Origin of the sequence: Pseudomonas sp. B21-040 (assembly GCF_024748695.1) — a bacterium.
In the GTDB taxonomy this organism is placed as follows: Bacteria; Pseudomonadota; Gammaproteobacteria; order Pseudomonadales; family Pseudomonadaceae; genus Aquipseudomonas.
The window spans coordinates 3,955,215-3,967,754 of the sequence record NZ_CP087176.1 but is presented as its reverse complement, the minus strand read 5'-3'; the positions used below and the strand labels follow the sequence as shown (position 1 = coordinate 3,967,754).

The window sequence follows — 12,540 nt, the reverse complement described above, 5'->3', positions numbered from 1 at the left end:
GATTTTACTCAGGCTGAAAATCCGACTTTTTCAACAGAATCGGCCGATTGCTACCTGTCGCGAAGGGGCGCAGTCGACCCGCAGCTGATGGTGAAGAAAAAGCCCGCTGACCGTTTACGTCCAGCGGGCTTTTGTTTCCAGGTCAGCTACATCGAGCACTGCGAAGGAGTGGACGTCTGGTCACAGTGCGATGTCAGCCGGTGCCTTTTCCTTCGCCGGCTTGTTCTCCTCTTTTTCAGCCATCGGCGTAGCGACTTGACTGATTGCCGGTGGGGGCATCAGTTCAAGTATCTTGGCGGTATACGCCCACTCTTCAGCCACTTTTGCCGGATCATTGTTAAGTTGGGTACCGTAGCTCGGGAGGATCTGATGCAGTTTCTCCTGCCAGGCGGGCGTCGCGACTTTGTCTTTGAAAACCTTCTGCAGCAAGCTCACCATGATCGGTACTGCGGTCGACGCGCCCGGAGATGCACCCAGCAAGCCGGCAATGGTGCCGTCCTGGGACGTGACAATCTCCGTGCCCAGTTTCAGGACGCCACCGGCCGCTTCATCACGCTTGATCACCTGCACGCGCTGGCCTGCTTGCCACAGATGCCAGTCTTCGGCCTTGGCGTTGGGGAAGTATTCCTTCAACGCATTGAGGCGATCCTCGTCCGACAGCATCAACTGACCCGCCAGGTACTCAACCAGCGGATATTGCTTGATGCCGACGCGAGTCATCGGCCACACATTGTCTGTCGTGGTGGTACTCAGCAGGTCCAGAAAAGAGCCCTGTTTGAGAAACTTGGTACTGAAGGTTGCGAATGGACCGAACAGGATCAGGCGCTTACCGTCCAGTACGCGGGTATCCAGATGTGGAACCGACATGGGCGGCGCTCCCACCGAAGCCTGGCCGTAGGCCTTGGCGAGATGCCGCTCGGTGATGGCCGGGTTTTCTGTCACGAGGAATGAGCCGCCCACTGGAAAGCCTGCATATTCCCTGGCCTCGGGAATTCCCGATTTCTGCAACAGCTTCAGCGCTCCACCCCCCGCACCGATGAACAGGAACTTGGCATCGGTTGCTGTTTCGCTACCGTCCTTGAGGTTTTTGTAGCTGACGCGCCAACTACCGTCTTCGTTTCGGGTGATGTCCTGCACTTCGCTCGACAGCTTCAGGGCAAATTTCGGCGAGGTTTGCAGATAGCCGATCAGTTGGCGGGTCACTTCTCCAAAATTGACATCGGTGCCATTGGGGTTCCACGTGGCCGCAATTTTTTGCTTCGGATCACGCCCCTCCATCATGAGCGGAACCCATTTTTTGATCACGGCCGGGTCTTCGGAGTACTGCATACCGCGGAACAGCGGGCTGGCCTGCAAGGCCTCGTAACGCTTTTTCAGAAAGCTGGCGTTGTCAGCGCCCCAGACGAAACTCATGTGCGGGGTGGAATTGATGAACGAACGTGGGTTCTTCAGCACGCCTTGCCTGACCTGCCAAGCCCAGAATTGCCGGGTCAACTGGAAGCCTTCATTCACTTCAACAGCTTTCGAGATCGTGACTTTTCCGTTCTCGTCTTGCGGCGTGTAATTCAACTCGGCCAAAGCCGAATGGCCTGTACCCGCGTTGTTCCAGCCATTGGAGCTTTCCAGGGCGACACCGTCGAGGCGCTCGACCATTTCCATCGAGAGCCCTGGCTCCAACTCATTAAGCCAAACGCCCAGGGTCGCGCTCATGATGCCGCCACCGATCAGCAATACATCGACTTTTTTGGCTTCTTCGGCGTGCGAATGCACAGCGCCAAATGACAGCGTTAAACCGGCAAGAATGTGTCTCAGTTTTTTCGTGTTCATCCTGTGCTTCTCCCACAGATTTACGGTGATCCCTACCGCTCAGATGGCTCTATCGTTGGTGATAGGTGGTAAAGACCTGGTGAGAAGCTTCAAGATCAAGCATCACGTGAATCCAGGAGCCCGATTGGGCACTACGCTCGGCACCCAATGAAAATCAGGGTAACGAGGATTGAAGGCTCCTGTTTCCGTGTTTGCTAACTTATTGTGCCAATATGCATTTAATTCAAGCCATCCCCCTAATACACCTGCGGCACAATCAATTCCGGCGGCGTCGGACTGCGCGAATAGTCCTCCTGCCGTACACGCTCCGGCAATTCAATCACCGGGTATTCGACCTCTTCATAGGGCATCTGCCCCAGCAAATGGTGAATGCAGTTGAGGCGGGCCTGTTTCTTGTCGTTGGCCTGCACCACCCACCATGGGGCTTCGGCGATGTGGGTGCGTTCCAGCATGATTTCCTTGGCCTTGGTATAGGCCTCCCAGCGCCGGCGGGATTCGAGGTCCATCGGGCTGAGTTTCCATTGCTTGAGCGGGTCATGAATGCGGCTGAGGAAGCGCAGGTGCTGTTCCTGGTCGGAGATTGAGAACCAGTATTTGATCAGCTGGATACCGGAGCGCACGAGCATCCGTTCAAACTCTGGCACGGTGCGGAAGAACTCTTCATATTGGTCGGCGTTGCAAAACCCCATGACCTGCTCGACGCCCGCGCGGTTGTACCAGCTGCGGTCGAACAGCACGATTTCCCCGGCAGCCGGCAGGTGCGAGACGTAACGCTGGAAATACCATTGCGTGCGTTCGCGGTCGTTGGGCGCGGGCAGGGCGGCGACCCGGCAGACCCGTGGATTGAGCCGCTGGGTAATGCGCTTGATCACCCCACCTTTACCCGCCGCGTCGCGACCTTCAAACAAAATCACCACTTTGTGCCCGGTTTTCACCACCCAGCTTTGCAGCTTGACCAGTTCGCCCTGCAAGCGGAACAGCTCGCTGAAATAGCGTCGTCTCTGTTCTTTTGCACTGCTGTCACCCTCGTGCGCATCAAACAGTGCATTGAGGTCATGGCCGTCCTCCATCAATTCCAGTTCCAGCTCTTCGTCACGGTGATCGAGCAGCTCGCGATGGATACGTTGAATCAGGGTGTCGTTGTCTAAAAGCATGGCCAGAACTCCCGACGAAGGTGGAAGTGGTCATGCTAGGCCTGCGGATGTGACGGGCCAGTGACGGTTGTGGCGTGGTGAAAAAAAGGCCGGTGTCATCTTGGTGTCACCTAACCCATGGCAGGATCCTCGCAAACCGTCTTGAACGCTTCGATGGACTGCGTTCGCGGGCCAATGAAACTGCCAGGAATCCGCACCATGAAAGGAGACACCTCGCTATTTGCAGCCATTGACCTGGGCTCCAATGCATTTCGCATGATGATTGGCCAGCCGGTCAAACGGAACCAGAAATGGATGATCCAGGAAGTGAAAACCCTGCGTGAACCGGTCCGTTTATCGGAAGGTTTTCAGGGCGGCGCGCTGGATGAGATGGCGCTGGACCGTGGATGGCAGGCGCTCTCGCGATTCGGTAAAAAATTGCGCGGTTTTGAAGCCGGCCGGGTGCGGGCGGTGGCGACCAGCGCGGTGCGTGAAGCCGACAATGCGCAACTGTTTCTGGCCAGCGCCGAGCGGCATCTGGGGTTCAGGATTGATGTCATCTCCGGGCATGAAGAGGCGAATCTGGTGTACGCCGGCGTCGCCCATTCGATCCCCAGCCCGGCCAGTCTGCGTCTGGTTGTGGACATCGGTGGCGGATCCACCGAGCTGATTCTGGGGCAGGGCGGCCAACCGTTGTTGACCGAAAGCATTGCCATCGGCAGCGGCACGTTTGGCGCGCGTTACTTTTCGGGTGGCTGCATCACCGCCCCGGCGTTGCTGGAAGCCGAGCGGGTGGCCACGCTGCAGTTTGAAAAAGTGGCGCGGCGTTACCGCGCCTTGGGTTGGCAGCAGACTATCGGCTCGTCGGGAACGGCGCGAATGCTCGCCAAAGTGCTCAAGGCCAACGGCATGAATGACGATGGCGAAAGCGGCATCACCTACAGCGGCCTGCTGCGCCTGTCATTGCGCCTGCTGGAAGTGGGGCACGTCAAACAGCTCAAACTGGCCGGCTTGCAAAACCATCGCTTGAGCTCCTTGCCCGGTGGCCTGGTGGTGATGTTGGCCGCGTTCAAGGTCTTTGGTATCTCACACATGACGCCCTCCGAAGGTGGACTGAGGTTCGGGGTGATGCATGGCTTGATGTCCAGGCATTGAACCCCGTCCCCCTTTCTAGACACCGTCAATGAGGCGAGGCAATCCCGACGGGTTCAGGTCTCGCAGCACCTCGGGCAGCAGCGCTTGAGGAAAGCCCTGGTAAGCCACCGGGCGCAAGAAGCGTTCAATTGACGTCATGCCGACCGAGGTGAAGCGGCTGTCCGACGTGGCCGGAAACGGCCCGCCGTGAACGGTGGCAAAGGTCACTTCCTGCGGATGCGCGAAAGCATTGACGACGATGCGCCCGGTGCGTCGTTCCAATACCGGCAACAAGCGCTGTGCCAAAGGCAAATCATCGTCCTCTAGGTGCAGGGCCGCCGACAGCTGACCCCGTAGCGAGCGCGCAACGGCGAGCATCTCAGCCTCATCCCGAACTTTCACCAGCAACGCTGAAGGGCCGAATACTTCTTCGGCGAGCAGCGTCTCGTTCAGGAAATGTGCGCCGTCGACCTCCAGCAACGCGGAGGCGCCCTCCAGCGCGGCACTGGCTGCCGAGCCTTCGGCAATGCGCTGGGCGCCGGCGTTCTCCATGAAGCCGAGACCGTTCAAATAGGCCGCGTGAATGCCCGGTGTCAGCATCGGTCGCGCCGAGGTCTGGTTGACGCGTTCGATCATCGCTGCGCGCATCGCCTCAAAGCCCGGCCCGTCAATGGCGATCAACAGCGCAGGTTTGAGGCAGGCTTGCCCGACGTTCACCACCATGCGTTCGATAAAGCTGTCACCGATCCGCGCCCCTTGAGTGGCCTGTGCGTGGGGCAGGATGAACGTGGGGTTGATGCTGGTCATCTCGGTGATCACGGGAATCGGTTCGGGGCGCAGTTGCGCACGGCGATACAGCGCCATACCGCCACGTTCCGAGCCGGTGAACGTCACCGCTTTGATCAACGGATGATCGACCAGCGCTTCACCGATTGCATTACCGCCACCGCGCACCATCGAAAACACGCCTTCGGGCAGCCCGTGTACTTGCACGGCGTTGCGAATCGCCTGCGCCTGAATTTCCGACGCTCCGGGGTGAGCGTTATGCGCCTTCAGGATGACCGTCGCGCCAGCCGCCAGTGCCGAAGCGGTGTCGCCCCCGGCGACCGAGTACGCGATCGGAAAATTGCTCGCGCCGAAAATCGCCACCGGACCGAGGGCGATCTTCTGCAGTCGATGGTCCATGCGCGGGCGGGGCTGGCGATCTGGCTGCGCCGGGTCGATGGCCAGTTGCAGGAAGCGCCCCCTGCGCACGACCTCGGCGAATTGGCGGAACTGAGTGGCAGCTTTTATTGCTTCACCCTCAAGTTGCGCCTCGGGCAGGCCGGTTTCGAGTGCTGCCCTTGCTGCCAGCGTCTTGCGCACCGAGTCGAGATTGTCGGCAATGCTGTCGAGGAACGCCGCGCGCCGGGTGAGCGAGGTGTGGCTGTACTCATCGAACGCTTCATTGGCGAGGGTCGCGGCCTTGTCGACGTCGGCTACGCCACCCAGGGCGAACGCCGGTTCAATCAACTGATTGCTGGCGGGATTGAGCGCCCTCATCGTCCCTTCGGTACCGGGCACATCGCTGGCGCCGATCATCAGTTTGCCTGTCAGTGTCATGGGCGTTCACCTCGGGTCAGGGTGGCGATGAGCTCTGGCGTGGTGACAATGGCGTGGGCGAACGTCGGACCGTTCAGCTCATGCGCCGCGTGCATCATTTCGGGCTTGAAGGCGGCCGTCGCGTCGCGCACCAGGGTGACGTGATAACCCAGTTCCACCGCGTAACGGGCGGTGGCCTCGATGCAGGTATTGGCCAGCAGGCCAACGATGATTACGTGAGTGATGCCTTTTTGTTTGAGTCGAAAATCCAGGTCGGTGTTGGCAAAACCACTGGAGCCCCAGTGTTCCTGAACAACGATGTCACCGGCCTTGGGCGCGAAATCGGGGTGCCAGTCGCCGCCCCATTCCCCGCGAGCGAAGTGATGCATGTGCATGATCTTGCATTGGGTGGGGCTTGGGTGGTCCCAATCCTCGTAGTCGCCTTGTTCCCAGCGGTGGTGCGGTACGATGACCACCGGAATCTCGAGGGCCCGGACGGTGCGGTCGAGTGCGCGCAAGTTGTCGAGCAGGCCGACTTGTTCGGCGATCGGTTCGATAAGCGGATAGACTTTTCCGCCTTCGGAAAGGAAATCGTTGTAAGGATCGACCAACAGGTAGGCGGTTCTGTCGAGGGGATAGAGTGTTTTTGACATGGCTGTTTCCTCCAGGAGTTGAGTGACCGGTGCGTCGGGCTTGCCCGTGCATCATGTTGATATGATAATCATAGTAACTGTAAAAGAGGCAAGGCCGCATGTCGGTAAACACCGCTGTTCCCGAAACCTTGTGTCCGATTTCCCGGGCTGAATCTGTCGTCGGCGACCGCTGGACGGTCCTGGTGCTGCGCGAGTTGTTCATGGGCAGCCATCGATTCGACGAGATCCAGGCGCAAACCGCCGGGACTCCGCAAATGATCGCCACCCGCCTCAAGCGTCTGGAGGCCGACGGACTGGTCGCCCGCCGCCCCTACAGTGAGCGGCCGTTGCGTTACGAGTACCACCTCACACCCAAGGGGGACGCGTTCTATTCCGTGGTGCTGGCATTGCGAGCGTGGGGGGAAACCTGGTGCAAGTCAGAGGAGGAGGGGTTGGCGGTGGTTTACACCCACGCCACCTGTCGTCAACCTGCCGGGCTGGGGCCGTTGTGTGCGCATTGCGGCGAGCCGTTGCGTCGTGCAGAGCTGATCAGTACGCCCAGCGAGGCCTATGCCGCAGAACGAAAGGCACGGCGTGATGCGTTCAAGGGCGCGCGCGGGGGGGACCCGGTTGCGGCGGCTCAGGATCAGTAGACGAGCGTCGACGATACCGTGAGAAAAGCGTTCCCACGCAGCGCGCGGGAACGAAGGAGGGCAACGGCTTCAGCTCAGATTGCCGCAGAAAATGTTTTGATGGCCATCGGCCGGGCTTTCGCGCACCACCAGCACATAGCCGCCGGCGCGGAGTGTCTCGACCGCCACGGGTGCGCTTTTCCAGAAGTACTGCATCGATGCCGATGAATAAAACCGTGCATTCGGCCCGTCGTTCAGGTCATACGCTGGCGTAGAGCCCAGTTGGGCGCAGCTTCCGGAATAGATATAAGCCATCAAGCGACCGGGTAACGCGCTGCCCATGGTTTCGCCGCTGACGGCAAACCAGAACTCGGTTGCATTGCCTTTGGGCATCATGATGGGCCGGGCGATATTCCCGCCGTTGACGGACGTAGCGTGCAGGGGAACGTTAGTGATCTGACTGTCTGGCACCGTCGAACACCCGGAGAGCCACCCGACCGCCACCACCAACGCCAGCGAAGATACGATTTTCATCGTGAAACTCCCGCTTGTAAGGACGCGTTGAAGTGATCCCCCCTGTCAATTTTAGCTGTGTGGTGACAGAGGACATTTCTTCGGATGGTCGGTCGGAGCGGACGGGGCTTGTATCGCAACGTATCCCCGGTGCCGGCAGCCACCTTTGCATACAAAACCAAGGGATGTGCGACACACGCGAGATACACCGGTCCCTCCAAATGGTGTCACCGCATCGGCGGCAATCACTGGAGAATGACGATGTCCCGTATCACTTCCCGTAACACCGCTGGCCGGCTCGGTTTCACCCTTGCCGCTGTTTCACTGGCAGCCTTCGCAAGCTTTTCCCAGGCGGGCGAGACCACCCCTGAAGCACAACCTGCTAAAAACTGGCAGGCCGGCATTCACCGCACAGACCAGGTGCGCCAGGACCTGGACGTCGCCGACCGCGAGGTGATTCAAGTGCGTGTTGATTTCGACACGGGCGTGACGTCGCCAAAGCATTCGCACCCTGGGGTTGAGGTTGCCTATGTTATCGAAGGCACCTTTGAGTATCAGTTGGAGGGGCGGGCACCGATCACGCTGAAAGCGGGCGATTCGCTGTACATCCCGGCGGGCACCGTGCATCTGGCGAAGAACGTGGGTAGCGGCAAAGCGTCTGAGCTGGCGACCTACATCGTGAAGAAAGGCACGCCGTTGCTGGTGCTGGAGCACTGATCAGTGATTGCCCGATGCATGGCATCGGGCATTTCTGTTTAGCGCTTTATCGCTGAATCCCAGGCCAACCGGCCTGGCGCAGTGCTTTTAGCAGCGTCTCGGCATCAAGCCCCGGCACAGTGTGGCCATTACCTTCGACCGTATCGGACGCCAACAGGGCATTGATAATGGCTTCTTCCACGGCTTCGGTGGCGGCCAGAAACAACTCGCTGATGTGATCGTTGTTGACCATGCTCAGGTTGTCGCACGTCGGCGCGCCTTTGCCTTCATAGGCAGCGGGCGGTACGTGCTGGTTGCCGGTGGCGAAGGCAATGAAGATGTCACCGCTGTGGTCTTCGTTACCGCCACCGGTGCGGGCGAGGCCGAGGCTGGCACGTTGCGCGAGGCGCGTGCATTGGTGCGGCAGCAACGGCGCATCCGTGGCCAGGCAGACGACGATGGAGCCCATGCCCGGAAACGGCAGCGAGGCCTTGAGGAAGGGCGAGTCGACCTGTTCCATATAGCGTCCGACCGGGTAACCGTCGACGCGCAGTTCATTACGAATGCCGTGGTTGGCCTGAACAATCGCGCCGACCGTCCAGCCGCCCTGCGCAGGGCTCAAGCGTCGCGAGGACGTGCCGATGCCGCCCTTGAACTCGTGACAAATCATCCCGCTGCCACCGCCCACCGCGCCTTCGATCACCGGGCCACCCACCGCATTGCGTTGGGCCTGGGCCACATGTTCGGGTTTGACGTGGAAGCCGTTGATGTCATTGAGCAGGCCGTCGAACGTCTCCAGCACCACCGGCATGTTCCAGTAAAGTCGGCCGTCGTCGGGTGGGTTCTCACGGTCCAGCGCAATCAGCGCGTCGCGCACCACGCCCAGGCTGTGGGTGTTGGTGAAGGCGATCGGACTGGTCAGCAGGCCGGCTTCACGAATCCACTCAAGACCGGTGGCGTCACCGTTGCCGTTGAGCACATGCACACCGGCAAAGCACGGTTGTTGATTGGTGGAACCGGCGCGCGGTTCGATCAGGGTGACGCCGGTGTGGATGTCACGACCGCTGTCGGTGCGGCCACGCACATCACTGTGGCCGACGCGCACACCGGGCACGTCGGTGATGGCGTTGAGAGGGCCGGGTTGCAGTTGGCCGAACTGGATGTTCAAGTCGCGGGCACGTGGTTTCATGGGTTTTCTCATGTTCATGGTGTTAAACAAAATTATTGGATGACCGATTCCCTGTAGCAGCTGGCGAAGCCTGCGTCCGGCTGCGCAGCAGTCGTAAAGTCAGAGCGCACGGTGTTTCAGGTAAGCCGCATGAGCCGGATTTACGACTGCTGCGCAGCCGGACGCAGGCTTCGCCAGCTGCTACAGAGTCACTGGGGGTTATTGACCGTTTTTGACCTTGCTCCAGATCCGCGTCCGCACCCGCTCGGTGGCGGGCGGCAGGGGCTGGAGGGTGAACAACGTGGCCAGCGCTTCAGCCGACGGATAAACGGCAGGATTGGTGCGGGTCGCCTCAGCCACCAGCGGCGTAGCGCTGCGATTACCGTTGGGGTAGTTCAGGTGATCGCTGACCGGGGCGATAACATCCGGGCGCATCAGGTAGTCGATGAAGGCCAGGCCTTGTTGCGGATGCGGGGCGTCCTTGAGCAGTACGAGCGTGTCGAACCACACCGGCGCACCTTCCTTGGGCAGGCTGTAGGCGATCTTCACGCCGTTGTTGGCTTGCTCGGCATTGGTCTTGGCTTCCAGCATCGCGCCGGACCAGCCCACCGCCACGCAGATGTTGCCGTTGGCCAGGTCGCTGATGAACTTGGACGAATTGAAGTACGCAATGTGCGGGCGCAACTTGAGCAGCAGCGCCTCGGCCTTCTTGTAGTCTTCGGCGTTGGTGCTGTTAGGTGGCAAGCCCAGATAGTGCAGGGCGACCGGCAGCATTTCGGATGGCGAATCGAGCATCGCCACGCCGCATTGGCCGAGCTTGGCGAGGTTCTCCTCCTTGAACACCAGGTCCCAGGAGTCCACGGGCGCCTTGTCGCCCAACGCGGCGCGGACCTTGTCGATGTTGTAGCCAATCCCGTTGGTGCCCCACAGATACGGCACGGCGTACTGATTGCCCGGATCGTTGTTGGCCAGTTTTGCCAGCAGGTCGCTGTCCATGTTCTTGAAATCAGGCATTTGCGCGTGCGGCAACGGTGCCAGGGCGCCGGCCTTGATCAGCGTCGGCAAACTGAAATTACTCGCCACCACCACGTCGTAGCCGCTGCGGCTGGTCAGCAGTTTGCCTTCCAGCACTTCGGCACTGTCGAAGGTGTCGTAAACCGGCTCGATTCCGGTATCGCGCTTGAAGTCATGCAGGGTGTTGGGACCGATGTAGTCGTACCAGTTGTAGACATGGACCGTGGGTGCGTCGGTGGCCATCGCCGACAGCGAGACGCACAAACAGGCGCCCAGTCCGAGATTGATATGCGAGCAGTGACGACTCATGATGCGGCACTCCTGGCCTGCTGCAGGCCGGTGATGAACAGGTGCTTGCAGCGTATCGGCAGGCGCGGGACTCACCCATTCCCATCATGGGTTACTCGAAAGGGGTAGTGCGTGGACGCGTTGTTGAAAGAGTTGCCCGTGCACCAAGGGCTGGCGCGGGTGTTTGGTGCGTTGGGTCAGGACGGTTTCTGGCGGGCGCTGGTCGACACCTTGCGGTTGCTGGTGCCGCTGGACAATGCGTTGGTCGCGGTGATGGGCGCGGGGCGGGTGCCGCGGTTGCTGATTGATTTCGACTCAAAAGGCGATGCCGCCGAGCATGAAGAACTGGCGGACTACAGCGCCGGCATGTACCTGCTTGATCCCTTCTACCAGGCCGCTTGCGCCGGCATTGCCGATGGCCTGCACAGCCTGGAATCGGTGGCTCCCGACCAGTTCCAGCAAAGCGAGTACTACCTGAGCTATTTCCGTTCGGTCGTGGGCGCCGACGAGTTGCAGTTCATGATCAACCTCGATGGCGCCGTGCTGGGCTTGTCGCTGGGGCGTTCGACGCGATTTACCCTCCAGGAGCAGGGCCGTCTGTTGTGCGTGCGCGACTGGGTGCTGTCGGCGATGCGCCGTCACCTGCAACTGATGCCGCCGGAAGGCGCGACCGCCGAGCCTGTGGCCGGCGATCTCACCCTGTTGCTGGATCGCTTCGACGCGCGCCTGTCGGTGCGGGAAATCGAAACGGCCAGGCTGATTCTTCAGGGCTTCTCCAGCAAAGCCATCGCCCAGCAGATGGGCATTTCACCGGAGACCGTGAAAGTGCATCGGCGCAACGTGTATCACAAGCTCAACGTGAATGGTCACGGCGAGTTGTTTGCGTTGGTGCTGCAGCCGCGTTGATACCGGCGGTTTACTCGCCCAACTTGAACACCAACGCCTTCAATCCGCAGGCCTCATCGGCATCCGGAAATTCCGGTGGATTGTCCAGCCGCTGTTCAAAACGCAGGCTCGGCGCTTCCCGCATGACGCCATCGATGAGGAAGTCCGGGCCGAACGCCGGGTCGTTCATGCAGGCCAGCACCGTGCCCTGCGGGCCGAGCAGCTCCGGCAAGCGGCGCAATACGCGCTGGTAATCCTTGGTCAGCAAAAAACTGCCTTTCTGAAAGGACGGCGGGTCGATGATCACCAGGTCATACGGACCTTTGCCAATCACCTTGCCCCAGGACTTGAACAGGTCGTGGCCGAGAAAGCTGACCTTGCTCAAATCGTGCCCGTTGAGCCGGTGATTGTCGCGCCCACGGCTCAAGGCCGGGCTGGACATGTCCAGATTGACCACGTGCTCGGCGCCGCCCTCGATGGCCGCGACCGAAAAACCGCAGGTGTAGGCAAACAGGTTCAACACACGCTTGCCGTCGGCATTGGCCCGCACCCAGTCGCGGCCGTAGCGCATGTCGAGAAACAGGCCGGTGTTCTGTTTGCGCCCCAGGTCCACACGGTAACGCAAGCCACCCTCGGTGATGGTCATTTCATCGATCACGTCCCCCAGCAGCCACTCGGTGGTGCTTTGCAGCAGGTAGCGATGTTGCAGCAACAAGGTATGCGCGCCGGATTGCTGCCACTCGGGCGACTGCGTGATCAGCATCAGGCGTTGTTTCAAGTCTTCGAGCTGCGACGCTTCCGGCTCTTTGAACAGGGCGACCAGCACCACGCCCTGAAGCCAGTCGACGGTCAACTGCTCCAGGCCCGGCCAGCGGCGGCCACGGCCGTGGAACAAACGGCGGGTTTCTGCGGGGGGCGTTGCCAGGGCCGTCAGCAAATGGGCGTGGAGGGTGGCGAGCGCGTCTGGGTTCATCGGGCAGGGTCGGCAATTTGAGGGGGCGGCATTTTAACCACAATTGCAGGGTAAGGCGCGTGGC

Annotated in this window: 12 protein-coding genes; 4 read left to right on the top strand and 8 right to left on the bottom strand. The window is 60.4% G+C overall.

The window, feature by feature from the left end:
- Positions 1 to 180 precede the first annotated feature (180 nt).
- Both mqo and ppk2 read right to left on the bottom strand, forming a co-directional pair.
- Complete coding sequence (mqo, locus tag LOY55_RS18175; protein WP_258666105.1) at positions 181 to 1,827, bottom strand: malate dehydrogenase (quinone); 1,647 nt, start codon at positions 1,825 to 1,827, stop codon at positions 181 to 183.
- A 236-nt stretch (positions 1,828 to 2,063) separates the two neighbouring features.
- The gene (gene ppk2, locus LOY55_RS18170) at positions 2,064 to 2,981 is read right to left on the bottom strand and encodes a polyphosphate kinase 2 (protein WP_258666103.1); all 918 of its coding nucleotides are present in this window, start codon (positions 2,979 to 2,981) and stop codon (positions 2,064 to 2,066) included.
- Positions 2,982 to 3,179: 198 nt separating this feature from the next.
- On the opposite strand from ppk2, the gene LOY55_RS18165 reads away from it, so the two are divergent.
- Positions 3,180 to 4,115, top strand: coding sequence for a Ppx/GppA family phosphatase (locus LOY55_RS18165; protein WP_258666102.1), 936 nt, complete (start codon positions 3,180 to 3,182; stop codon positions 4,113 to 4,115).
- A 15-nt stretch (positions 4,116 to 4,130) separates the two neighbouring features.
- On the opposite strand, the gene LOY55_RS18160 is transcribed toward LOY55_RS18165, so the two are convergent.
- Together LOY55_RS18160 and LOY55_RS18155 are read right to left on the bottom strand one after the other, a co-directional pair.
- On the bottom strand, positions 4,131 to 5,696 hold the full coding sequence (locus LOY55_RS18160; protein WP_258666100.1) for an aldehyde dehydrogenase (NADP(+)): 1,566 nt from the start codon (positions 5,694 to 5,696) through the stop codon (positions 4,131 to 4,133).
- On the bottom strand, positions 5,693 to 6,328 hold the full coding sequence (locus LOY55_RS18155; RefSeq protein WP_258666099.1) for an isochorismatase family cysteine hydrolase: 636 nt from the start codon (positions 6,326 to 6,328) through the stop codon (positions 5,693 to 5,695). Before LOY55_RS18155 ends, LOY55_RS18160 begins: the two co-directional genes overlap by 4 nt.
- Positions 6,329 to 6,426: 98 nt before the next feature.
- Here LOY55_RS18155 and LOY55_RS18150 point away from each other — a divergent pair, with 98 nt between their 5' ends.
- Positions 6,427 to 6,960: a helix-turn-helix domain-containing protein gene (locus tag LOY55_RS18150; protein ID WP_258666098.1), complete on the top strand. Its 534-nt coding sequence runs from the start codon at positions 6,427 to 6,429 to the stop codon at positions 6,958 to 6,960.
- A gap of 69 nt (positions 6,961 to 7,029) precedes the next feature.
- On the opposite strand, the gene LOY55_RS18145 is transcribed toward LOY55_RS18150, so the two are convergent.
- The gene (locus LOY55_RS18145; RefSeq protein ID WP_223525134.1) at positions 7,030 to 7,473 is read right to left on the bottom strand and encodes a hypothetical protein; all 444 of its coding nucleotides are present in this window, start codon (positions 7,471 to 7,473) and stop codon (positions 7,030 to 7,032) included.
- Positions 7,474 to 7,713: 240 nt separating this feature from the next.
- Here LOY55_RS18145 and LOY55_RS18140 point away from each other — a divergent pair, with 240 nt between their 5' ends.
- Positions 7,714 to 8,169 carry a cupin domain-containing protein gene (locus tag LOY55_RS18140; RefSeq protein ID WP_258666095.1) on the top strand — a complete coding sequence of 152 codons (456 nt, stop codon included), beginning with the start codon at positions 7,714 to 7,716 and terminating at the stop codon, positions 8,167 to 8,169.
- Positions 8,170 to 8,215: 46 nt separating this feature from the next.
- Here the strand turns inward: LOY55_RS18140 and LOY55_RS18135 are convergent, their stop codons facing one another.
- Entirely contained in the window at positions 8,216 to 9,337 is a 1,122-nt protein-coding gene (locus LOY55_RS18135) for a P1 family peptidase (RefSeq protein WP_109786186.1), read from the bottom strand.
- Between the two features lie 198 nt (positions 9,338 to 9,535).
- A complete protein-coding gene (locus LOY55_RS18130) occupies positions 9,536 to 10,639 on the bottom strand; it encodes a polyamine ABC transporter substrate-binding protein (protein ID WP_258666093.1) in 1,104 nt (367 codons plus the stop codon).
- Between the two features lie 111 nt (positions 10,640 to 10,750).
- On the opposite strand from LOY55_RS18130, the gene LOY55_RS18125 reads away from it, so the two are divergent.
- Positions 10,751 to 11,524 (top strand): helix-turn-helix transcriptional regulator, encoded by a 774-nt coding sequence (locus LOY55_RS18125; RefSeq protein ID WP_046031477.1) that lies wholly within the window; start codon positions 10,751 to 10,753, stop codon positions 11,522 to 11,524.
- Positions 11,525 to 11,534: 10 nt separating this feature from the next.
- Here LOY55_RS18125 and LOY55_RS18120 read toward each other — a convergent pair whose 3' ends face one another.
- Complete coding sequence (locus LOY55_RS18120) at positions 11,535 to 12,476, bottom strand: class I SAM-dependent methyltransferase (RefSeq protein ID WP_077431992.1); 942 nt, start codon at positions 12,474 to 12,476, stop codon at positions 11,535 to 11,537.
- Positions 12,477 to 12,540 lie beyond the last annotated feature (64 nt).

What these genes read in the sequence shown, in the direction of transcription:
- mqo (WP_258666105.1), bottom strand. Translation starts at nt 1,827, where the DNA reads ATGAACACGAAAAAACTGAGACACATTCTTGCCGGTTTAACGCTGTCA.
- ppk2 (WP_258666103.1), bottom strand. Translation starts at nt 2,981, where the DNA reads ATGCTTTTAGACAACGACACCCTGATTCAACGTATCCATCGCGAGCTG.
- LOY55_RS18165 (WP_258666102.1), top strand. Translation starts at nt 3,180, where the DNA reads ATGAAAGGAGACACCTCGCTATTTGCAGCCATTGACCTGGGCTCCAAT.
- LOY55_RS18160 (WP_258666100.1), bottom strand. Translation starts at nt 5,696, where the DNA reads ATGACACTGACAGGCAAACTGATGATCGGCGCCAGCGATGTGCCCGGT.
- LOY55_RS18155 (WP_258666099.1), bottom strand. Translation starts at nt 6,328, where the DNA reads ATGTCAAAAACACTCTATCCCCTCGACAGAACCGCCTACCTGTTGGTC.
- LOY55_RS18150 (WP_258666098.1), top strand. Translation starts at nt 6,427, where the DNA reads ATGTCGGTAAACACCGCTGTTCCCGAAACCTTGTGTCCGATTTCCCGG.
- LOY55_RS18145 (WP_223525134.1), bottom strand. Translation starts at nt 7,473, where the DNA reads ATGAAAATCGTATCTTCGCTGGCGTTGGTGGTGGCGGTCGGGTGGCTC.
- LOY55_RS18140 (WP_258666095.1), top strand. Translation starts at nt 7,714, where the DNA reads ATGTCCCGTATCACTTCCCGTAACACCGCTGGCCGGCTCGGTTTCACC.
- LOY55_RS18135 (WP_109786186.1), bottom strand. Translation starts at nt 9,337, where the DNA reads ATGAAACCACGTGCCCGCGACTTGAACATCCAGTTCGGCCAACTGCAA.
- LOY55_RS18130 (WP_258666093.1), bottom strand. Translation starts at nt 10,639, where the DNA reads ATGAGTCGTCACTGCTCGCATATCAATCTCGGACTGGGCGCCTGTTTG.
- LOY55_RS18120 (WP_077431992.1), bottom strand. Translation starts at nt 12,476, where the DNA reads ATGAACCCAGACGCGCTCGCCACCCTCCACGCCCATTTGCTGACGGCC.